17 protein-coding genes are annotated in these 21,179 nt (G+C 70.7%); 14 read left to right on the top strand and 3 right to left on the bottom strand.

What is annotated here, in order from left to right; translation table 11 throughout:
• Positions 1 to 289 precede the first annotated feature (289 nt).
• The 6 genes from TR46_RS08150 (at position 290) to TR46_RS08175 (ending at position 7,587) form a co-directional block, all read left to right on the top strand.
• Positions 290 to 1,147 carry a hypothetical protein gene (locus TR46_RS08150; protein ID WP_042396047.1) on the top strand — a complete coding sequence of 286 codons (858 nt, stop codon included), beginning with the start codon at positions 290 to 292 and terminating at the stop codon, positions 1,145 to 1,147.
• Between the two features lie 64 nt (positions 1,148 to 1,211).
• Positions 1,212 to 2,225 (top strand): LacI family DNA-binding transcriptional regulator, encoded by a 1,014-nt coding sequence (locus tag TR46_RS08155; protein ID WP_042396050.1) that lies wholly within the window; start codon positions 1,212 to 1,214, stop codon positions 2,223 to 2,225.
• 233 nt (positions 2,226 to 2,458) lie between these two features.
• Positions 2,459 to 3,862, top strand: coding sequence for an extracellular solute-binding protein (locus tag TR46_RS08160; RefSeq protein WP_042396053.1), 1,404 nt, complete (start codon positions 2,459 to 2,461; stop codon positions 3,860 to 3,862).
• Between the two features lie 102 nt (positions 3,863 to 3,964).
• Entirely contained in the window at positions 3,965 to 4,915 is a 951-nt protein-coding gene (locus TR46_RS08165) for a carbohydrate ABC transporter permease (protein WP_052432619.1), read from the top strand.
• An 8-nt stretch (positions 4,916 to 4,923) separates the two neighbouring features.
• Positions 4,924 to 5,817, top strand: coding sequence for a carbohydrate ABC transporter permease (locus tag TR46_RS08170; protein WP_042396056.1), 894 nt, complete (start codon positions 4,924 to 4,926; stop codon positions 5,815 to 5,817).
• A gap of 93 nt (positions 5,818 to 5,910) precedes the next feature.
• Positions 5,911 to 7,587, top strand: a complete 1,677-nt coding sequence (locus TR46_RS08175) for a glycoside hydrolase family 13 protein (protein WP_042396059.1) — start codon at positions 5,911 to 5,913, stop codon at positions 7,585 to 7,587.
• Between the two features lie 195 nt (positions 7,588 to 7,782).
• Here TR46_RS08175 and fahA read toward each other — a convergent pair whose 3' ends face one another.
• Positions 7,783 to 8,961 carry a fumarylacetoacetase gene (gene fahA / locus TR46_RS08180; RefSeq protein WP_269084247.1) on the bottom strand — a complete coding sequence of 393 codons (1,179 nt, stop codon included), beginning with the start codon at positions 8,959 to 8,961 and terminating at the stop codon, positions 7,783 to 7,785.
• Positions 8,962 to 8,975: 14 nt separating this feature from the next.
• Entirely contained in the window at positions 8,976 to 10,223 is a 1,248-nt protein-coding gene (locus tag TR46_RS08185) for a homogentisate 1,2-dioxygenase (protein WP_042396062.1), read from the bottom strand.
• Positions 10,224 to 10,562: 339 nt separating this feature from the next.
• On the opposite strand from TR46_RS08185, the gene TR46_RS08190 reads away from it, so the two are divergent.
• From TR46_RS08190 to TR46_RS08220, 7 genes are all read left to right on the top strand, one after another.
• Positions 10,563 to 11,852, top strand: a complete 1,290-nt coding sequence (locus TR46_RS08190; protein ID WP_042396064.1) for an extracellular solute-binding protein — start codon at positions 10,563 to 10,565, stop codon at positions 11,850 to 11,852.
• Positions 11,853 to 12,002: 150 nt separating this feature from the next.
• Positions 12,003 to 12,998 (top strand): carbohydrate ABC transporter permease, encoded by a 996-nt coding sequence (locus TR46_RS08195; RefSeq protein WP_042396065.1) that lies wholly within the window; start codon positions 12,003 to 12,005, stop codon positions 12,996 to 12,998.
• A 47-nt stretch (positions 12,999 to 13,045) separates the two neighbouring features.
• A complete protein-coding gene (locus TR46_RS08200; protein ID WP_042396067.1) occupies positions 13,046 to 13,948 on the top strand; it encodes a sugar ABC transporter permease in 903 nt (300 codons plus the stop codon).
• 49 nt (positions 13,949 to 13,997) lie between these two features.
• A complete protein-coding gene (locus TR46_RS08205; protein WP_042396070.1) occupies positions 13,998 to 15,743 on the top strand; it encodes a glycoside hydrolase family 13 protein in 1,746 nt (581 codons plus the stop codon).
• Between the two features lies 1 nt (position 15,744).
• Positions 15,745 to 16,842 (top strand): LacI family DNA-binding transcriptional regulator, encoded by a 1,098-nt coding sequence (locus TR46_RS08210; protein WP_052432620.1) that lies wholly within the window; start codon positions 15,745 to 15,747, stop codon positions 16,840 to 16,842.
• A gap of 212 nt (positions 16,843 to 17,054) precedes the next feature.
• Positions 17,055 to 18,314 carry an MFS transporter gene (locus TR46_RS08215; RefSeq protein ID WP_052432621.1) on the top strand — a complete coding sequence of 420 codons (1,260 nt, stop codon included), beginning with the start codon at positions 17,055 to 17,057 and terminating at the stop codon, positions 18,312 to 18,314.
• Between the two features lie 54 nt (positions 18,315 to 18,368).
• Positions 18,369 to 19,394, top strand: a complete 1,026-nt coding sequence (locus TR46_RS08220; RefSeq protein WP_042396072.1) for a LacI family DNA-binding transcriptional regulator — start codon at positions 18,369 to 18,371, stop codon at positions 19,392 to 19,394.
• 83 nt (positions 19,395 to 19,477) lie between these two features.
• On the opposite strand, the gene TR46_RS08225 is transcribed toward TR46_RS08220, so the two are convergent.
• Positions 19,478 to 20,368, bottom strand: a complete 891-nt coding sequence (locus tag TR46_RS08225; RefSeq protein WP_042396074.1) for a sirohydrochlorin chelatase — start codon at positions 20,366 to 20,368, stop codon at positions 19,478 to 19,480.
• 455 nt (positions 20,369 to 20,823) lie between these two features.
• On the opposite strand from TR46_RS08225, the gene TR46_RS08230 reads away from it, so the two are divergent.
• Positions 20,824 to 21,066: a DUF397 domain-containing protein gene (locus TR46_RS08230; RefSeq protein ID WP_042396077.1), complete on the top strand. Its 243-nt coding sequence runs from the start codon at positions 20,824 to 20,826 to the stop codon at positions 21,064 to 21,066.
• Positions 21,067 to 21,179: the final 113 nt, after the last annotated feature.

The following is a 21,179-nucleotide window of genomic DNA, read 5'->3' on the forward strand; positions in this document are numbered from 1 at the left end:
ACTGAGCGGAGGTCCCCAAGGCTTGGTCAAACGCAGGATGTTCGGCTGCACCACGTTAGACGACCGGGGTAAGACACCCGGCACGACCCGGGTGAACGCCTGGTGCGTAAGACCCCGCTCACGCCCCGCCGCACGCTGCCGACGACTCCGTCCTATGGCGTACCGCGAGCAGTCCCGGCGCCCTTCATCCGCAAACCTGCTCGACCGGAGTCGCAATAGTTCTTCACCGGACCGGCACATCTGGGAGTCTGTCCACGAGAGGTGGACGAGGGGGAGGTGGGAGACAGCCGTGGCCGGACTCGCAGCGCAGCCGGGCACGCACGGCCGGCTGCCGCGCCGCCGGGTCCGCTGGCGGTACGGGCTCGGCTTCGTCCTGCTGCTGTGCAGCCTGCTGGCGCTGGTGGCGGTGGGGCAGTTCGCCGGCTGGATCGGGTCCTCGCACAGCCGGACCCGGGCCGAGGCCGAGGCCGACTACAGGGCCGGTGCGCTGCTGCTGGCCCTGCGGGGACTGGGCTCCGCCGGAACCGGAACCGGAGCCGGAACGGGACCGGTGGGCGAGGCGGCGTACGCGAGCGCCACCCGCCGGGTCGACGGCCAACTGCTGGACGCACGGTACGGCTCGGCCGCGGGCCGGGTCGAGCTGACGGTGCGGATCACCGGGACCGCGGCCGGCGGGAGGCTCACCGGGCACCGGCGGACGACCGTACGGCACTGCTACGACTACAGCTGGACCGGCAGCCCGGCCGGGGCGACCCAGCAGCCGGTCACCTGCCCGCCGGTGCCGGCCGGCCGGACCATGGCGCTCGGCAAGGGCGAGGCGCTGGCGAACCGGCTGGCGCAGCAGTCCGACAGCACCGCGGCGCTCCAGGGGGACCTGGCCTCGCTGCTGTCCGCGGCCGGAGCCGCGCCCGGGACCACCGAGCAGGGGGTCGCCTGGGGGCTCGGGGGGTCGAGCCCGGAAAAACTGGAGCAGCGGTCGGCAGTCACCGGAGGGGTGAAGGGCAGTACCGTCGTGGCAGCCGTCTCCGGCAGTACCGGCGGGTGCGTCTTCGTCGGGGTGCGCGCCGGAGTGGTGACCGCGTGGTCGGCACCTTTGCTGGCCGCGTGCACCACCGCCCGCGCAGCTCAGGCCGTGCAGGCCGGATAAGTTTTGGTCAATGGATTGCAAGAAATAGTAAGCAGCTTGCGCCCAATGACGTACACTTGCGGCCATGACACGACGACTTGCTGAAGTGGCGAAGAAGGTCGGGGTCAGCGAGGCGACGGTCAGCCGCGTCCTCAATGACAAGCCCGGCGTCTCCGAGAACACCAGGACCGCGGTCCTGACCGCACTCGACGTGCTCGGGTACGAACGACCGACCCAGCTGCGCGGGGAGCGCTCCCGACTGGTCGGCCTGGTGCTGCCGGAGCTGCAGAACCCGATCTTCCCGGCCTTCGCCGAAGTGGTCGGCGGAGCGCTGGCGCAGCAGGGGTTCACCCCGGTGCTGTGCACCCAGACGGCGGGCGGGGTGTCCGAGGCCGACTACGTCGAACTGCTGCTGCAGCAGCACGTCTCCGGGGTGGTCTTCTTCGGCGGGCTCTACGCCCAGGCGGACTCCCCGCACGAGCACTACGAGCGGCTGGCCCAGCGCGGACTGCCGACGGTGCTGCTCAACGCCGCCATCGACGGTCTCGGTTTCCCGCAGGTCTCCTGCGACGACGCGGTGGCCGTGGAGCAGGCGATGGGCCACCTGGTGTCGCTCGGCCACCGAAAGATCGGCCTGGTGCTGGCCACCCCGGACCACGTGCCGTCCCGGCGCAAGCTCGCGGCGGCCCGGACCGCGGCCGAGCGGGCCGGGATCGAGCTGCCCGACGCGCACATCGAGCACGCGCTGTTCTCGCTGGAGGGCGGCCAGGTCGCGGCCGGACGGCTGGTGGCCCGCGGGGTCACCGGCATCATCTGCGCCAGCGACCCGATCGCGCTGGGCGCGGTGCGCGCGGTGCGGCGTGCCGGTCTCACCGTGCCCGGGGACATCTCCGTCGTCGGCTACGACGACTCCTCCTTCATGACCTGCACCGACCCGCCGCTGACCACCATCAGGCAGCCCATCGAGGCGATGGGCAGGGCCGCGGTCGACCTGCTGGCCAGCGAGATCGCCGGCGCCAGGGTCACCCATGACGAGCTGCTCTTCGAGCCGGAGCTGGTGGTGCGCGGCTCCACCGGACCGGTGGGCGGCCGGGGGTAGTCCGCAGGCAGGCCGGGGGCAGCCCGGGGGGCAGCGCCGCTGCCGTTCGGCACGCAGCGCAGTGTCAAAGGGTCGGACGGTCACCGTCCGGCCCCTTTGTCATGCCCTCTCGTTACCATGTCGAAATCTTGCAATCTTTGGTCGACATATTGTGGTCATCTGCTCGCGATGGTTAAGTGTCCCGCATCACAGCGCGTCAACACTCTGAATCGCCACCCAGAAGGGTCCTCACAATGACCAGTGAGCGACTGACCAGTCCTCGCACCCGTAGAACGGCCGCCCTGCTCCTCGCGGCAACTGTCGGCCTCACCGCGGCCGCCTGTGGCAGCAGCGCCAAGACCGCTGCCAACGGCGGCGGCGCCAGCGCGGGTTCGGGCGGCGGAAAGGTGACCATCAGTATCGACTGCGAGCCGCCGACCAGCCAGCCGGTCCCCCGCAAGCAGTGGATCGACGACATCGCCGCGTTCCAGAAGCAGAACCCCGACGTCACGGTGAAGAGCATCGACACCTTCCCGTGCGAGACCCCGGCGCTGTTCACCGCCGCTCTGGCCGGCCACACCGAGCCCAACGTCTTCTACACGTACTTCACCGACAAGCAGCAGGTGCTGGACTCCGGCCAGGCCGCGGACATCACGCAGTACGTCAACGCCACCTCCGTGCCCAGCCTGAACGACATCCTCCCGGGCGTCATGGACGGCCAGAAGTCGGACGGCAAGCTCTACGGCATCCCGCGGAGCAACTACTCCATGGGCATGATCATCAACCGCAACCTGTTCACCCAGGCGGGCCTCAACCCCGACAAGCCCCCGACCACCTGGGCCGATGTGGCCACCGACGCCGCCGCCATCCAGAAACTGGGCAACGGCGTCAGCGGCTACGGCGACTACAGCGCCGGCAACAACGGCGGCTGGCACTTCGTGGCCGAGATGGACGCCCTCGGCGCCCCGGTCGTCAGCAGCGACGGCAAGACCGCCGCCTTCAACAACGCCCAGGGCCTCGCCGTCCTGCAGAACCTGCACGACCTGCGGTTCAAGGACAAGGCAATGGGCACCACCCAGCTGTTCAAGTGGGGCGACCTGCAGAAGCAGATGGCCTCCGGCAAGCTCGGGATGTACGTGGCGGCGCCGGACGACATCACCTACATGGTGCAGCAGCTCAACGCCAAGTACTCCGACTACGGCATGGGCCCGATCCCCGGCACCGACGGCCCCGCCAAGGGCACCCTGGCCGGCGGCGACGACTACATGTTCAACGTCAAGGACACCCCGGACCAGATCAAGGCCGGCGTCGCCCTGGTCAACTTCCTCAAGCTGACCATGGGTCAGGGCCAGTTCAACTACGCCCGGGCCAAGAGCACCAACCAGGCCGTCGGCCTGCCCGAGCCCGAGTTCTACCAGGGCGCCTCGCTGCAGGCGGACAACACGCTCAAGGCCGCCAATGCGACCATGCCGGTCACCAACTTCTCGCCGTTCATCCAGGCCGCCGTGCCCGGCGACCTGGAGCCCGGCAACGCCCAGGACATCTACAAGGTGCTGGACACCGCCATGGCGTCCACGCTGACCAACCCCAACGCCAACCTCCAGCAGCTGCTGAAGACCGCGGAGACCCAGGTCAACCAGGTCCTCGCGAACAAGTAGCAGCGACCGGTCCGAACCCGACGGATTCGGAGGCACGAGCGGGGCGGCCGCTGTCCCGGCCGCCCCGCCACCGTCCCCGTCCAGGCATTGTCAGGAGCCCCGATGGCGGCGATCGCCGTACTGGAGAGCACGACCGAACCGGGGCCCGGGTCCCGGCGGAACCCGCGGAGGCAGGACGGCTTCGTCCGGGAGCTGCGGCGCAACGTCAGCGCCTACGGATTCCTGGTCGGAGCGCTGCTCTGCTTCGGCCTCTTCTCCTGGTACCCCATGGTCCGGGAGTTCATCATGAGCTTCCAGAAGCAGAAGCTCGGCCGCACCCGCTGGGTCGGCATGCACAACTTCAACCAGATCTGGAACGACCCCAGCTTCGGGCAGGCCTGGAGGAACACGCTCTACTTCACCCTGCTGGCACTGCTGCTCGGCTACCTGGTCCCGTTCCTCGTCGCGATCGTGCTCAACGAGTTCCGGCACGCCAGCGCCTACCTGCGGATCGTGGTCTACCTGCCGGTGATGCTGCCGCCGGTGGCCTCGCTGGTGCTGTTCCAGTACTTCTACAACCCCGAATACGGCCTGTTCGACCACATCCTGCACGCGGTCGGACTGCCCACCCTGCAGTGGCTGCAGTCGCCCAACACCTCCATGATCGCCGTGGTGATCGCCTCCACCTGGATGAACATGGGCAGCGCCACACTGATCTACCTGGCCGCGCTGCAGGGCATCCCCGGCGAGCTGTACGAGGCCGCGGAGATCGACGGGGCCGGCATCCTGCGCCGGGTCTGGCATGTGACGATCCCGCAGACCCGGATGATCCTCAGCATGCTGCTGATGCTGCAGATCGTGGCCACCATGCAGGTCTTCGTCGAGCCGTTCGTGCTCACCAACGGCGGTCAGGGGGTCGACAACTCCACCACCACCATCGTCTACCTCGTCTACCAGTACGCCTTCAACTTCAGCAACTACGGCGCCGCGTCCGCCCTGGGGCTGCTGCTGCTCCTGGTGCTCGTCGTGTTCGCCGTCATCTACCGGTGGATCAGCCGCCGAGCGGAACAGTGAGGTCAGCCATGGCTGTCGCAACCGACACGTCCACCCGAACCCTGATCTCCCGGGTCCAGCTGAACCGCCCGCGCGGACGGTTCGTCTACTGGACCGTGCTGGTGCTGACCCTGCTGCTGTTCACCCTGGTCTTCATCGGACCGCTCTACATGATGGTCACCGGCGGCCTGAAGTCCACCGCCGAGGCGATCCAGAGCCCGCCCACGCTGTTCCCGCACAAGATCACCCCGGGCACGTACAGCACCGCCTGGACCCAGCTCAACCTGGCCAAACTGCTGATGAACACCCTGGTCTACGCCTTCGGCGCGCTGTTCTTCCAACTGGTCTTCGACATCAGCGCGGCGTACGCCTTCTCCAAGCTGCGCCCGGTACTCGGCAACGCGGTGCTCGGGGCGATGCTGGCCACCCTGATGATCCCGGCCATGGTGCTGATCGTGCCGCAGTACCTCACCGTCATCGACCTGCCGGTGCTGCACGTCAACCTGCTGAACACGCCCTGGGCGATCTGGCTGCCCTCGGTGGCCAACGCCTTCAACATCTTCCTGCTGAAGCGGTTCTTCGACTCGATCCCGCAGGAACTGCTGGACGCGGCTTCGATCGATGGGGCGGGATCCATCCGGATCCTCTGGTCGCTGGTGCTGCCGATGTCCCGGCCGATCATCTCGGTGGTGTCGATCTTCGCCCTGGTCGCAGTATGGAAGGACTTCCTCTGGCCGCTGCTGGCCGAGCCGTCCCCGACCAGGCAGACCCTGAACGCCGGCATCTACTCGCTCTCCCAGGGCGTACCGCAGAACGTGCTCATCGCGGCCTCGGCCATCTCGGCGGTGCCCACGATCCTGTTCTTCCTCTTCTTCCAGCGCAACATCATGGCCGGCCTGACCGCAGGCAGCCTCAAGGGCTGACACCCCGACAGACCGCCCGCGGACACACCCTCCCGCAGAGCCGCGCCCCCGACCCGGACCAGTCCCTCCCCGGACCGGCCTCGTCCCCGACAGATGGAGACCCCTACCGTGCACGAGCCCCAGTGGTGGCGCGGCGCCGCGATCTACCAGGTGTACGTACGCAGTTTCGCCGACGCGGGCGGCGACGGAGTCGGCGACCTCGCCGGCGTACGCTCACGGCTGCCCTACCTCTCCGACCTCGGTGTCGACGCACTCTGGTTCACCCCCTGGTACGCCTCGCCGTTCGCGGACGGCGGCTACGACGTCGCCGACTACCGCGAGATCGACCCGGCCTTCGGCACCCTCGCCGAGGCCGAGAAGCTGATCGCGGAGGCCCTGGACCTGGGTATCCGCACCATCGTCGACATCGTCCCCAACCATGTCTCGGACCAGCACACCTGGTTCCGGCAGGCACTGGCGGCGCCGCCCGGATCCCCCGAACGGGCCCGCTTCTGGTTCCGTCCCGGCCGCGGCGAGCACGGCGAACTGGCGCCCAACAACTGGCGGTCCCAGTTCGGCGGGCCGGCCTGGACCCGGGTCACCGAGCCGGACGGCACCCCGGGGGAGTGGTACCTGCACCGCTTCGCCCCCGAGCAGCCCGACCTCAACTGGGACCACCCGGAGATCCGGCGCGAGCACGAGGACGTGCTGCGGTTCTGGTTCGACCGCGGCGCCGCCGGGGTCCGCATCGACTCGGCGGCCGAACTGGTCAAGGACCCGGACCTGCCCGACTACGACTACGACGCGCCGCACGCCCCGGACGAGCCGCACCCCTACATCGACCGGGAGCAGCTGCACGACATCTACCGCTCCTGGCGCGCCATCGCCGACTCCTACCCGCAGCAGCGGGCCCTGATCGGCGAGGTCTGGCTGCCCGACCCGGTCCGCTTCGCCCGCTACCTGCGGCCGGACGAGCTGCACACCGCCTTCAACTTCGGCTTCCTGGCCTGTCCCTGGGACGCGGTCGAGCTGCGGGACACCATCACCACCACGCTGTCGGTGCACGCCCCGGTCGGCGCGCCCGCCACCTGGGTGCTGGCCAACCACGACATCACCAGGACCGCCACCCGCTACGGCCGCGAGGACACCGGCTTCGACTTCGCCGACAAGGCCCACGGCATCCCCACGGACCTGCGGCTGGGCACCCGGCGGGCGCGCGCCGCAGCGCTGCTCTCGCTGGCGCTGCCCGGCTCGGTCTACCTCTACCAGGGCGAGGAGCTGGCGCTGCCCGAGGTGGAGGACATCCCGCCGGACCGGATCGAGGACCCGATGTACCACCGCACCGGCGGAACGGACCCCGGCCGTGACGGCTGCCGGGTGCCGATCCCCTGGTCCGGACTGGTGCCCCCGTACGGCTTCAGCCCGCAGACGGCTACCGCCGAACCCTGGCTGCCGCAGCCGGCCGCCTGGGCGGAGCTCAGCGCCGAGGCCCAGGACGGCGACCCGGCCTCGATGCTGACGCTCTACCGGCAGGCTCTGCGGATCCGCCGCGACGAGCCGGCGCTGGGCGACGGCCCGATGGAGTGGCTGGCCGAGGGACCGGACGGCACCGCGCTCGGCTCACGGGTGCTCGCGTTCCGGCGCGGCCCCGGCTTCGCCTGCCTGGTCAACCTCTCCGACACCGACGTCCCGCTGCCCGGACCCGCCGCCGCGGAAGTCGTCCTGGCCAGCGGCCCCACCCCGGGCGGACACCTGCCCCCCGATACGGCGGTGTGGCTCCGGACCACCTGACAGGTCCCCGGCCATCTCGCTGGTCGCGCCGTCCCGTACGCGCCGAGGGTCACGTACGGGACGGACGTTCGACGCCCCAGAGGTGGTGCGACTGGCTCAGTTGCACTTGGTAGGGGCGCGAGGCCGTGCTGATTCAACTGCCTGCGCGGCCAACCCGGCACAACCCGCAGCCGAAAACCCGTCAGAACCCCCCGCCTACCCCACAACTGTCCCGCTGACCTCCCCGAACCCGATCCGCCCGCCGCCAACCCCCGGTGCACTCGCCCGGATCGTCACGGTATCGCCGTCCTGCAAGAACGTGCGCTCGCTTCCATCCGCAAGCCGCAGCGGCCACTCCCCGTTCCAGCTCAGCTCGATCAACGACCCGAACTGGTCCGGCTCCCGCCCGGACACGGTGCCTGAGGCGTAGAGATCCCCGGTCCGCAGCGAGGCACCGTTGACCGTGGTGTGCGCCAGCATCTGCGCGGGGGACCAGTAGGTGTCCCGGTACGGTGGCCGGGAGACCACCTCCCCGTTCAGCGAGACCTCCAGTCGCAGGTCAAGACCCCAGGACTCCTTCTCCGCCAAGTAGGCCAGCGGCTCCGGCTCCTGTACCGGCACCGGCACCCTCGCCGCCTCCAGTGCAGCCAGCGGCACCACCCACGGCGACACCGACGTCGCGAAGGACTTGCCCAGGAACGGCCCCAACGGCTGGTACTCCCACCGCTGCAGATCCCTCGCGCTCCAGTCGTTGACCAGGACCACGCCGAAGACATGCTCGGCGAACGCCCCGGTGGACACCGGCTCGCCCAGCGCGGACGGCGCGCCGACGACGAAGCCGACCTCGGCCTCGATGTCCAGCCTGAGGGTCGGGCCGAAGTCCCCGGCCGCCCGCTGCCCGGCGGGCCGCCGCACCGGGGTGCCGGAAGGCACCACCGTGCCGGCCCGCCCGTGGTAACCGACCGGCAGGTGCTTCCAGTTGGGCAGCAGCGGCTCCGGGGTCTCCGGGCGGAAGATCCGCCCCAGATTGGCGGCGTGCGCTTCGGAGGCGTAGAAGTCGACGTAGTCGGCGACCTCGATCGGCAGCCGCAGCGCCACCTCGTCCAACCGGTACAGGTTCCGCTCGCAGAACAGCCGGCGTTCGTCGGTCTCCAGCATCCGCCGGACCTCGGCGCGGACATAGGCCCACTCCCGCGGCCCGCGGCGGAGGAAGCGGTTCAGCGAGCCGGTCGCCAGGTCCGCGCCCAGCGGGGTGCCGGCCCACATCGCGGCCAGGTCGAGCACCTGGTCGCCGATGGCGACGCCGACCCGCGGGCCGTGCCCGCCTCCGCCCCGCCGGGGTTCGAACACCCCGTACGGCAGGTTCTCCAGGGTGAAGTCGGAACCCTCGGGCACCGGAACCCAACAACTCACGGTGCGTCACCCGTGCCGTCCGAACGCCGGCTGTCCGTGTCGGCCGGCCCGCGCCCGCTCCAGCTCCAGGCGTAGCGGCCGTCGTCGCTGGCCCGGCCGCCCTCGGCGAGGTCCAGCGGGCGGAAGGTGTCCACCATCACCGCGAGCTCGTCGAAGAACTCGGCGCCGATGCTGCGCTCGTAGGCGCCGGGCTGCGGGCCGTGGGTGTGCCCGCCGGGGTGCAGCGAGACCGAGCCCTGACCGATGCCGGACCCCCTGCGGGCCTCGTAGTCGCCGCCGCAGTAGAACATCACCTCGTCGCTGTCGACATTGGAGTGGTAGTACGGGACCGGGATCGACAGCGGGTGGTAGTCCACCTTGCGCGGGACGAAGTTGCAGATCACGAACCCGTTGCCCTCGAAGACCTGGTGGGCCGGCGGCGGCTGGTGCACCCGGCCGGTGATCGGCTCGAAGTCGCTGATGTTGAAGGCGTAAGGGTAGAGGCAGCCGTCCCAGCCGACCACGTCGAAGGGGTGGGTGGGCACGGTCAGCACGGTGCCGCCGATCGAGCCGCCGGCCCGGTGCTTCACGTAGACGTCCACATCACCACCGCCGTCCTCGGCCAGCAGCGGCCCGACCGGTCCGCGCAGGTCGCGCTCGCAGAACGGCGCGTGCTCCAGCAGCTGCCCGAACTTGGACAGGTAGCGCCGGGCCGGGGTGATGTGGCTGTTGGACTCGATCGCGTAGAGCCGCAGCGGGGCGTCCCCGGTGGGCAGCCAGCGGTGGGTGGTGGCCCTGGGCACGATGACGTAGTCGCCCTCGCCGACCTCGATGCTGCCGAAGACGCTCTCCAGCACGCCGGCGCCGGACTCCACGTACACGCACTCGTCGCCGGTGCCGTTGCGGTAGAGCGGGGAGGGCAGTCCGGCGGCGACGTAGGCGATCCGGACGTCCGCGTTGCCGAGCACCGTCCTGCGGTCGCGGACCGGGTCCGCCTGCCGCCAGCTCTCGCCGGGGAAGAGGTCGTGCAGCCTGAAGTGGTAGGGCTTGAGCGGGTGGTTGGGCTCGGGCTTGTCCTCGGGGAGCTGCCAGACCCGGCTGTCCACCATCGCGGACGGCAGGTGCCGGTGGTAGAGCAGGGACGAGTCGGAGAAGAAGCCCTCCTCGCCCATCAGCTCCTCGAAGTAGAGCCGGCCGGTCTCCCCGTCCCGGTGCTGGGTGTGCCTCTTCGGGGGGATCGTGCCCGCGCTGCGGTAGTACGCCACCTTCGCCTCCTGAGCGACCTGAGCGACTCTGACCAGGACCCATGCCCCCTGGGGATGTCCCGCGGGCATGTCCTCTCATCCCATGGCGCGGGCGGATCCCTGTCAAGCGGCGGCGGCCCCCGCCCGACACGGTCAACAGGCCGAGCGGCAACGACCAGGACACACGGATGTAACGATCACCCAGCCTTTCAGAAAGTTGCTGCAAGGTCTTTCCATGCCTGACCCGTCGCTGTTACGTTCCTCCCCAAGCCCGACGGCAGCAACGGTGCGTCGGCTCGGGGCGGTCCCTTCGCAGGTGCCGACCCACCCACTCGGGCATCCCACCTCAAGGAGTTCACAATGCGTCGTGGCATTGCGGCGGCCGTTCTGGCGGCAGCGATAGCGGTTTCTGCAAGCGCTTGCGGGAGTAGTGGCAGCGGAAGCAGTGGTTCTGGCGCCAAGGCGGACAGCCCGGTCACCATCACCTGGTGGGACACCTCGGACGCGACCAATGAGGCCCCCACCTACAAGGCCCTGGTCTCGGACTTCGAGAAGGCCAACCCCACCATCACGGTCAAGTACGTCAACGTCCCCTTCGCCGACGCCCAGACCAAGTTCCAGACCGCGGCGGGCAGCAAGGGCGCGCCGGACGTGCTGCGCTCGGACGTCGGCTGGACCTCGGGCTTCGCCAAGGCCGGCTACCTGGTTCCGCTGGACGGCACCCCGGCGACCGCGGACAGCGCCTCCTTCGAGAAGCAGCTCGTCACCCAGGCCGGCTACAACGGCCACCAGTACGGCGTTCCGCTGGTCACCGACACCCTCGGCCTGATGTACAACAAGCAGCTCTTCACCAAGGCCGGCATCACCAAGGCCCCCACCACCTGGGACGAGCTCAAGGCCGACGCCGCGCTGATCAAGCAGAAGGACGGCGTCGACGGCTTCGAGTTCAACGCCGCCTCCTACTACGCGATGCCGTTCCTCTACGGGGAGGGCACCGACATGATCGACGCCTCCGCGCAGAAGATCACCATCAACTCCGCGGCCGCCGTCAAGGGCGTCGACACCATCAAGAGCCTGCTGGCCAGCCCGGGCGTGACCAAGCTGGACACCACCGCCAACGCCTACGCGACCATGATGGACAAGTTCGGCAGCGGCAAGATCGCCATGATCATCCAGGGCCCGTGGGAGACCACCAACGTCTACAAGGGCTCGGCCTACAGCGACAAGGCCAACCTCGGCGTCGCGCAGGTCCCGGCCGGCTCCGCAGGCAAGGCCGGAGCCCCGGTCGGCGGCCACAACCTGGTCGCCTACGCCGGCTCCGACGCCGCGCACCAGGCCGCCTCCGAGAAGTTCATCGCGTTCATGACCTCGGCCGCCTCGCAGGCCACCATCGCGACCAAGAACGCGACCCTGCCCACCCGCAGTGACGCGTACACCGCCGCGGTCACCGCCAACCCGGCGATCGCCGCCTTCCAGTCGATCCTGTCCGCCGGCGTGCCGCGCCCCGCGGTGCCCGAGTACAGCTCGATGTACACCCCGTTCAACGACGAGCTGCTGAAGATCCTGGCCGGTCGGGAGAGCACGCAGACGGGTCTGAACAACGCCTCGGTCGCGCTCAAGAAGCTGGTCCCCTCCTTCGCGACCCAGTGACCCGCAGCCCGGCGGGCCGGTCCTCGATCCGGGACCGGCCCGCCGGGCCGCCTGACGTTCCCCATCGCCGTACGAGCAGCGGCCGTCCCACTGCGGCCGTCCCACCGCAGCCGTACCGGAAAGCCGCAGATCCGAAGAGGTGTCAGACCGATGACCGTCGCCGTCCAGGGCAGAGCCCGCAAGGAGCGCCGCGACCGCGAACCCCGGCCGGGGCTGATCGCCCGGCTGCGGCGCTCGTACGACCAGCACTGGTACGCCTGGGTGATGTGCGCCCCGGTCGTCCTGGTCCTCGCCGCGCTGGTCGGCTACCCGCTGGTGCAGGGTGTGCTGCTGACCTTCACCAACGCCAACTCCCTGAACGTCGGCCGCACCATCGGGGTCAACCACATCCCCGACACCTACAGCTGGGTCGGCTTCAAGAACTACGTCGACCTGATCACAGGGCCGGACAACCAGCTGGTGCCGCACTTCGTGTGGACCATCGTCTGGACCGCGGTCTGCGTGGTGCTCACCGTCGGCACCGGCCTGGGCCTGGCCGTGCTGCTGAACCGCAGGATCCGCGGCCGCGCCGTCTACCGGATGCTGCTGGTCCTGCCGTGGGCCGTGCCGACCTTCGTCACCGTCTTCTCCTGGCGGCTGCTGCTCAGCGACGGCGGCGCCGTCGACGGGCTGCTCGGCCTGCTGCACCTGCCCCAGCCCAGCTGGCTCAGCGACCCGCTGGCGATGAAGGTCGCCGCGATCCTGGTCAACACCTGGGTCGGCTTCCCCTTCATGATGCTGTCCTTCCTGGGCGGGCTGCAGTCCATCCCCAACGAGCTCTACGAGGCCGCCGAGATGGACGGCGCCACGCCGTGGCAGCGCTTCACCCAGGTGACCCTGCCCGGGCTCCGCCCGGTGAGCAGCACCGTGATGCTGCTCGGCATCATCTGGACCTTCAACCAGTTCAATGTCATCTACCTGCTCTTCGGATCCGGAGGCGACGACAGCGTGCAGATCCTGGTCACCTACGCCTACCAGTTGTTCTTCGGTCAGATGCCGCAGGACTACGCGGGATCGGCCGCGGTGGGCGTGATCTGCCTCTCCATCCTGGTGGTCTTCACCGGCTTCTACCGCCGCTGGGTGGCCAGGAACGGGGCGGCGGCATGAGTACCAGCGTCCTCCCCGAACCCGGCGACACCGCAGGAGCAGACCCGATGTCCACCCTCACCACCGCCGACCGGACCGTCGAGGCCGTCCCGGCCAGGGCCGCCCGCCGTCCGCTGCTGCGCGGCGAGCGCGGCAGGCTCGCCTCGGTGGGGCTGCACAGCCTGCTCGCGGTCTTCGCCTTCGTGGCGGCCTTCCCGGTGGCCTGGATCCTCTACATCTCCCTGGGCGCCGGCAAGGACGACTACCTGCACCCCGGCCGCATCCTCGGCCGGGTGACGCTGTCCAACTACGACTTCGTCATCAACCACACGGGCTTCGGCAGTTGGATGTTGAACTCGCTGATCGTGGGCCTGGGCACGATGGCCGTCGGCGTGCTGATCTCCGCCAGCGCCGGCTACGCGGTCTCGCGGATGCGCTTCCCGGGGCACCGCCAGCTGATGTACACCTTCCTGCTGACCCAGATGTTCCCGGTCGCGGTGCTGATGGTCCCGCTGTACAAGATCATGGCGACGCTGGGACTGCTCGACACCTACCAGGGCCTGATCCTGGTCTACTGCACCACAGCGGTGCCCTACAGCGCCTGGCTGCTGAAGGGCTACTTCGACACCATCCCGGTCGAGATCGACGAGGCCGGGCGGATCGACGGCCTCTCGCCGTTCGGCACCTTCTGGCGGCTGATCATCCCGCTGGCCAAGCCGGGACTGTCCGTCGCGGCCTTCTACACCTTCCTCACCGCGTGGGGCGAGGTCGCCTTCGCCTCGCACTTCATGCTCTCCGCCGACAAGTACACGCTCGCCGTCGGCATCCAGACCTACATCAGCCAGTACAACTCCCAGTGGAACTACATGGCGGCCAGCGCGGTGCTGATCGCCCTTCCCGCCGGAGTGGTCTTCTACCTGGTACAGAAGCACCTGGTGTCCGGCCTCACCGCCGGCGGCACCAAGGGCTAGCGCCCCCGCACATCCAGTCACCCCCGTCCACTGAGCCCCAAGGGATCCCATGGCCTCCCGCCCGTCGCCCGCCGCCACCCTCAACGGAGGGGCTGCGCCCCGCACCTCCTCCGCCGACCCGACCGCCTCTGCCGCCGACTCCGGCCGCAGATCCGGCTGGTGGCGCGACGCGGTGATCTACCAGGTCTACCCGCGCAGTTTCGCCGACGCCGACGGCGACGGGATGGGCGACCTGGAGGGCGTCCGCAGCCGGCTGCCGTACCTGCGGGACCTGGGCGTCGACGCGGTGTGGCTGTCCCCCTTCTACGCCTCCCCGCAGGCCGACGCCGGCTACGACGTCTCCGACTACCGGGTGGTCGACCCGATGTTCGGCGACCTCGCCGACGCCGTACGGATGGTCGAGGACGCCCACGGGCTGGGCCTGCGCGTGATCGTGGACATCGTCCCCAACCACGTCTCGGACCAGCACCCCTGGTTCCGCCAGGCGCTGCGCGAGGGACCGGGCAGCCCGCTGCGGGAGCGGTTCCACTTCCGTTCGGGCCGCGGTGCGGACGGCGAACTGCCGCCCAACGACTGGGAGTCCATCTTCGGCGGCCCGGCCTGGACCCGGACCGCCGACGGTGACGGCGTCCCGGGGGAGTGGTACCTGCACCTCTTCGCCCCCGAGCAGCCCGACCTCAACTGGGAGAACGCCGCCGTCGCCGACGAGTTCCGCTCGGTACTGCGGTTCTGGCTGGACCTCGGCGTCGACGGCTTCCGCATCGACGTCGCCCACGGCCTGGTCAAGGCGGCCGGACTGCCCGACATCGGCCACCACGACCAGCTGCGGCTGCTCGGCAACGACGTGCTGCCCTTCTTCGACCAGGACGGCGTGCACGAGATCTACCGCGACTGGCGCCGCATCCTGGACGAGTACGGCACCGACCCGGAGACCCGCCGGATCGCCGTCGCCGAGGCCTGGACACCAACCGTCCAGCGCACCGCCAACTACCTGCGCCCGGACGAGCTGCACCAGGCCTTCAACTTCCAGTACCTGGGCACCGCCTGGGACGCCGAAGCGCTGCGCGAGGTGGTCGACCTGACCCTGGACGCGATGCGCCCGGTCGGCGCCCCGGCCACCTGGGTGCTGTCCAACCACGACGTGGTCCGCCACCTCACCCGGCTGGCCGGGCCCGCCGCCGGTGAGAACGCCGAGCAGGACCTGCGCCGCGCCCGGGCGGCGACGCTGCTGATGCTGGCGCTGCCCGGCTCCGCGTACCTCTACCAGGGCGAGGAGTTGGGCCTGCCGGAGGTCCTCGACCTGCCCGACGCGGTCCGCCAGGACCCGGCCTTCACCCGGGCCAAGGGCACCGGCGCCGAGGGGCAGGAGGGGATGCGCGACGGCTGCCGGGTCCCGCTGCCCTGGTCCGGCACCGAGGCCCCGTACGGCTTCGGCCCGGTCTCCGGAGGTCCCAGCTGGCTGCCGCAGCCCGCCGAGTGGGCCAAGCTCAGTGTCGAGGCGCAGACCCGCGACCGCAGCTCCACCCTGGAGCTGTACCGGGCCGCGCTGACGGCCCGTCGGGAGCACCCGGCACTGGGCACCGGCGACAGCGTGGAGTGGCTGGACGCCCCGGCCGGGGTGCTGGCCTTCCGCCGCAGCAGCCCCGACGGTGCGTTCGCCTGCTTCGCCAACACCGGCGACCAGGCGGTGCGGCTGACCGCTCCCGGCCGACTGCTGCTGGCCTCGGAGCCGGTCACCGTGGTCGACGACGAGCTCGTGCTGCCGGCCGACACCACCGTCTGGTGGGCCGTCTGACATGCCCACTCACTCAGCGGCGTCGCCCAAGCCGGCCCCGGCCGCAGCCCCCGCTCCGGTCGGGACCCCGGCTGCGCCGACCGCCCGGCTCGCCGACATCGCCGCCCAGGCGGGGGTCAGCGAGGCGACCGTCTCCCGGGTCTTCAACGGCCGGGCCGGGGTCTCCCCGACGACCCGTCAGTCGGTGCTCGCCGCACTGGACGTGCTCGGCTACGACCGCCCGGTGCGGCTGCGGCAGCGCAGCGCCGGACTGATCGGGCTGATCACCCCCGAGCTCAACAACCCGATCTTCCCGGCGCTGGCCCAGGTCATCGAGCAGGTGCTGACCCGTTACGGCTACACCCCGCTGCTGTGCACCCAGACCCCCGGCGGTTCGACCGAGGACGAACTGGTCGACATGCTGGTGGAGCGGGGGGTCACCGGCATCGTGTTCGTCTCCGGACTGCACGCCGACACCACAGCCGACATGGAGCGCTACGCCCGACTGGCCGGCCGGGGCGTGCCGTTCGTGCTGATCAACGGCTACAACGAGCTGATCTCCGCGCCGTTCGTGTCCCCGGACGACCGGGCCGCGATGCGGATGGCGGTGCAGCACCTGGTCGAGCTCGGCCACGAGCGGATCGGCCTGGCCCTGGGCCAGCGCCGGTTCGTCCCGGTGCTGCGCAAGCTGGAGGGCTTCACCGCGGCCTGCCGCGACATCCTCGGCCAGTCCGACCAGGACATCGAGTCCCGGATCCAGCACACCCTGTTCAGCGTCGAGGGCGGCCACGCGGCAGCCGCGGCGCTGCTGGAGGCCGGCTGCACCGCGGTGGTCTGCGGCAGCGACCTGATGGCCTTCGGCGTCGTCAGGGCGGTCCGCCAGCACGGCCTCACCGTGCCGGGCGACGTTTCGGTGGTCGGTTTCGACGACTCCCCGCTGATCGCCTTCGCGGACCCGCCGCTGACGACGATCCGTCAGCCGGTCGAGGCGATGGGCGCGGCCGCGGTGGACGCGCTGCTGGAGGAGATCAACGGCAACGCGCTGCACCGCGCCGAGTTCGTCTTCCAGCCCGAGCTGGTCGTCCGGGGCTCCACCGGGGCGGCCCGCCCGCGCGTCTGAGGGGTCGCGCGGGACCGCACAGCGGCGCAGGGCCGCACGGGAGGTGCCTCCCCGTGCGGTCCTGCGCCGTGCGCGTGCGCGGGGCACCTGCGCGGCGCGTCGTGCGTCGGCGCCGGATCCGGAGCGCGGCCGCGGCCGGATAACCAGTGGCTCCGCCGCGGCACGCTGGCCAGACTGGGGCGGACCCAAGTCCCGCCGCTGTCAGGAGCACTGTGTTCTCCAGCTATCGCCGCACCCTGCAGGCGCCGGGGGCGGTGCCCTTCGTCCTGGCCGGGCTGCTGGCCAGGTTCCCCATCGGGATGTACAGCGTCGGGGCGGTCTTCATGATCACAGGCGCGGCCGGTTCCTACGAGCTGGCCGGCGCGCTCTCCGCCACCCTGCTGGTGGTCCTCGCCGTGGCGGGACCGCAGATCGCCCGGCTGACGGACCGCTGGGGCCAGGCCAGGGTCGCCGTCCCCGCGGTGCTGACCACCGTCACCGGCGGCTTCGCCGAACTGCTGTGCGTGCACTACCGCGGCCCGCACTGGCTGCTGTTCCTCACCGCCGCGATGACCGGCCTGGCCCCCAACACCGGCAGCATGTCCCGGGCCCGCTGGGCCGTGCTGCACCAGGGGAACGAGGAACTGCTGCACAGCGCCTACGCGCTGGACACCGTGGTCGACGAGCTGTGCTTCGTGCTGGGCCCGATCGCCGCCACCGCGTTGGCCACCTCCGTCTTCCCTTCGGCGGGCTATCTGACGGCGCAACTCCTGCTGCTGGCGGGCGTGCTGCTGTTCTGCGCCCAGCGGCGCACCGAGCCTCCGGTGACCCCGCGCGCCGGGCCGCAGGACGCGTCCGGCCCCGGCGGCTCCGCGCTGCGCACCCCGGCGCTGCGGGTGCTGCTGCCGACGCTGGCGGCCGTCGGCTCGGTGTTCGGGCTGATGGAGATCACCGTGATCGGCTTCGCCGACGCGCACCACCACAAGCCCGCCGCCAGCCTGGTGCTCTCCTGCTACGCGCTGGGGTCCATGCTCTCCGGGATCGCCTTCGGGGTGTGGCGGCCGAAGGGCAGCCCGGCCCGGCAGCTGCCGCTGTTCCTGCTGCTGATGACCGGCATGCTGTCGCTGCTCTCCCTCGTCCGCACCCTCCCGGAGCTGGCGCTCGGGCTCCTGCTGGCGGGCCTCTGCACGGCGCCGACCCTGGTCACGGCGATGGGCCTGGTCCGCGACCGGGTCCCGGCGCACCAGTTGACCGAGGGCTTCAGCTGGACCACCACCGGGGTGATGGTCGGCGTCTCACTCGGGGCCGCGGCCGGCGGCTGGGCGGTTCAGCACCTGGGCCCGGGTGCGGGCTTCCACATCCAGCCGGCCCTGAGCGGCCTGGCGATGCTCATCGCCCTGCTGGGCGGCCGCGCCCTGGCCGGACCGCCGGCGGACGCCCGCGCCGATGCGGAACCGTCCGAAGCCGTTGGGACGTCCGCCCACGTGCAATAAGGTGCCTGCTGTGTACAGCAGACGAAGACTGCTCGACGAAGACTGGGGACCCCTTTGAACACAGCGCGGCTCGCGGACATCGCCGCCCAGGCCGGGGTGAGCGAGGCCACCGTCTCCCGGGTGCTCAACGGCAAGCCGGGGGTCTCCGCCACCACCCGGCAGACGGTGATCGCCGCCCTCGACGTCCTGGGGTACGAGCGGCCGACCCGGCTGCGCCAGCGCAGCGCGGGTCTGATCGGGCTGATCACCCCGGAGTTGAGCAATCCGATCTTCCCGGCCTTCACCCAGGTCATCGAGCAGGTGCTGACCCGCTACGGCTACACCCCGGTGCTCTGCACCCAGACCCCCGGCGGCTCCACCGAGGACGAGCTGGTGGAGCTGCTGGTGGAGCGGGGGGTGACCGGCATCGTCTTCATCTCCGGGCTGCACGCCGACACCAGCGCCGACACCGAGCGCTACGCCCGGCTGACCGGCAAGGGCGTGCCCTTCGTCATGATCAACGGCTACAGCTCCAAGATCGCCGCCCCGTTCATCTCCCCGGACGACCGGGCCGCGATGCAGATGGCGGTGCAGCACCTGGCCGGCCTGGGCCACCAGCGGATCGGTCTCGCGGTGGGTCCGGCCCGGTTCGTGCCGGTGGAGCGCAAGCTGGAGGGCTTCGCCGACGCCATGCGGACCCAGTTGGGCATGGCCGCCGCCGAGTCGTCCGACCTGGTCCAGCACTCGCTGTTCAGCGTGGAGGGCGGCCAGGCGGCCGCCGGCGCGCTGCTCGACAAGGGCTGCACGGCGATCGTCTGCGGCAGCGACCTGATGGCGTTCGGCGCGATCCGCGGTGCGCGCTCGCGCGGGTTGAGCGTGCCGGGCGACGTGTCGGTGGTCGGTTTCGACGACTCCCCGCTGATCGCCTTCGCGGACCCGCCGCTGACGACGATCCGTCAGCCGGTCGAGGCGATGGGCGCGGCGGCGGTCAACGTGCTGCTGGAGGAGATCGGCGGCAACCCGGCGCAGCGCGGCGAGTTCGTGTTCCAGCCGGAGCTGGTGGTCCGCGGCTCCACCGGCGCGGCCCGGCCGCGCGCCTGACGGCTCGGCGCGGCAGAGCACAGCGCAGACAGCACAGCGGACGGCGGGGCGCCGGGCCCCGCCGTCCGTGTGGTTCCGCCCGCTCAGACCAGGTCGGGGTCCAGCTCGATGCCCAGTGCCGTCAGGTACAGGCCGAGGACCAGCCGGGCCACCGTCGGGTACGCCCCCAGCGGCTCCGACGCCTGGCACTCGGCCTCCGCCGGCACGGACTTGAGCAGGTCCGGGTCCACCTCGGGGCCGAAGAGGTAGGGCGCGAGCGCGGGCTGCGCGCAGCCGGTCTCGCGCAGGTGCGCGGCCGCCGCCGTGACCGAACCGGGCTCGTCCAGCGCGGCCGCCACCACGGGCACGGCCAGCCGGGCGGCCAGCAGCACCGCGGTCACCTCGGCGAGCTGCAGCGACTCGGCCCCGCCGACCGTGGCGAGCACGATGCCGTCGGCGGAGGTGTTGACCGCGAACAGCCTGGCCCGGTCGGCCCGGGCCAGCCCGGCCTCTGACAGCCGCACATGCAGCGCCTCGGCCAGCAGCGGGTGCGGTCCGAGCGTGTCGGTGACCCTGACCTCGCCGGGGATGCCGCTCACGGCGGACCGGAAGGAGTCGGAGGGACCGGGAAGCAGCGGCACGACCACCGGGGCCGGACGGCCCTCCGCGGCGGCGGCGCTCAGCAGCGCGGCCAGCGTCGGGGCCTCGGCGGAGTCGCCCTCCGTACCGGCGCCGGGCTCGGTGCCGGCTTCGGTGCTGGTGGAGGGCAGGTAGGCGGCCCGGGCGTCGATCCCGGACTGCTCGGCCCGGATCAGCGAGACCAACTCGTCGGCGATCTGCCGGGTGGCCTGGGTGGCCTCCGCAGGTACGGCCAGAAGCAGCGCGGGGGCCTCCGCGGGGATCTCGTGGCGTTCGGGCCGACGGTGCCGACCGCGTGCCCGGGTGCCGGGCGTGCGGACGGGCAGCGGTGTGCTGGGGATGGCGGCAGAGCTCATGTCGGACGATCGTAGGTCATCTGTGCGGACTGCTGAAGTCGGGCACCCTTCTTTGCGACTCAGCGGCGAGGCCATACCCGCTGAATCATCATCAATACGGACATATATTCACCGCCCGACGGTCGCGTGCAACCGGATCACGGTGAGCAGCGTCACATAGCTGTGCGACGCACATGATTACTGACTGTGTGTCACCGGGGCGCTGCGCGCTGTGGATCTTGAAAGTGACTCGACGGCACGTTGCAGTGCGACCGTAGCCGAGAGCGACGAGTCGGGTGGCAAATGTCCCTTTCGATCCGTCAGCCCGACATTGCGGAGCGGAAGTTGTCACATGTGGTGAACGCACGTGCACGCGCATAAGCAGCTGCACGTGCAACTGCACTGGCGATATCATTACGTGCAGTGAGGCGCCTCTCTGGCCCATCCTGCACGGCTCGTACAACCAGGAGACACCGATGCTTCGCATGTACAACGGCATGGCCGCCACGGAGATCGAGGGTGTGGTCTGGCAGAAGAGCCGTCTGAGCAATTCGCAGGGTGACTGTGTCGAGTTGGCCCGGCTCGCGGACGGGGATGTGGCGGTGCGCAACTCGCGGTTCCCGGACGGGCCGGCCCTGATCTACACGCGGGCCGAGATTGCGGCGCTGATCGACGGGATGAAGAAGGGCGAGTTCGACCACCTCGCCGAGCCGGCCTGAGCGAGGCTCCCCGAAGGACCTGCTGGACACCTGACCGAACGGCCGGCCGGGCGGACCGGTGGACGCCCGGAGCGGCGGTGGCGGGGGGTCACTCCCCCCCCTCCCCCCCCCCC

The sequence above is a fragment of the Streptacidiphilus carbonis genome, assembly GCF_000787775.1.
Classification (GTDB): Bacteria; Actinomycetota; Actinomycetes; order Streptomycetales; family Streptomycetaceae; genus Streptacidiphilus; species Streptacidiphilus carbonis.

Coding starts and splice junctions, on each gene's coding strand:
- TR46_RS08155 (WP_042396050.1), top strand. CDS start 1,212: ATGACACGACGACTTGCTGAAGTGGCGAAGAAGGTCGGGGTCAGCGAG.
- TR46_RS08160 (WP_042396053.1), top strand. CDS start 2,459: ATGACCAGTGAGCGACTGACCAGTCCTCGCACCCGTAGAACGGCCGCC.
- TR46_RS08165 (WP_052432619.1), top strand. CDS start 3,965: ATGGCGGCGATCGCCGTACTGGAGAGCACGACCGAACCGGGGCCCGGG.
- TR46_RS08170 (WP_042396056.1), top strand. CDS start 4,924: ATGGCTGTCGCAACCGACACGTCCACCCGAACCCTGATCTCCCGGGTC.
- TR46_RS08175 (WP_042396059.1), top strand. CDS start 5,911: ATGGAGACCCCTACCGTGCACGAGCCCCAGTGGTGGCGCGGCGCCGCG.
- TR46_RS08190 (WP_042396064.1), top strand. CDS start 10,563: ATGCGTCGTGGCATTGCGGCGGCCGTTCTGGCGGCAGCGATAGCGGTT.
- TR46_RS08195 (WP_042396065.1), top strand. CDS start 12,003: ATGACCGTCGCCGTCCAGGGCAGAGCCCGCAAGGAGCGCCGCGACCGC.
- TR46_RS08200 (WP_042396067.1), top strand. CDS start 13,046: ATGTCCACCCTCACCACCGCCGACCGGACCGTCGAGGCCGTCCCGGCC.
- TR46_RS08205 (WP_042396070.1), top strand. CDS start 13,998: ATGGCCTCCCGCCCGTCGCCCGCCGCCACCCTCAACGGAGGGGCTGCG.
- TR46_RS08210 (WP_052432620.1), top strand. CDS start 15,745: ATGCCCACTCACTCAGCGGCGTCGCCCAAGCCGGCCCCGGCCGCAGCC.
- TR46_RS08225 (WP_042396074.1), bottom strand. CDS start 20,368: ATGAGCTCTGCCGCCATCCCCAGCACACCGCTGCCCGTCCGCACGCCC.
- TR46_RS08230 (WP_042396077.1), top strand. CDS start 20,824: ATGCTTCGCATGTACAACGGCATGGCCGCCACGGAGATCGAGGGTGTG.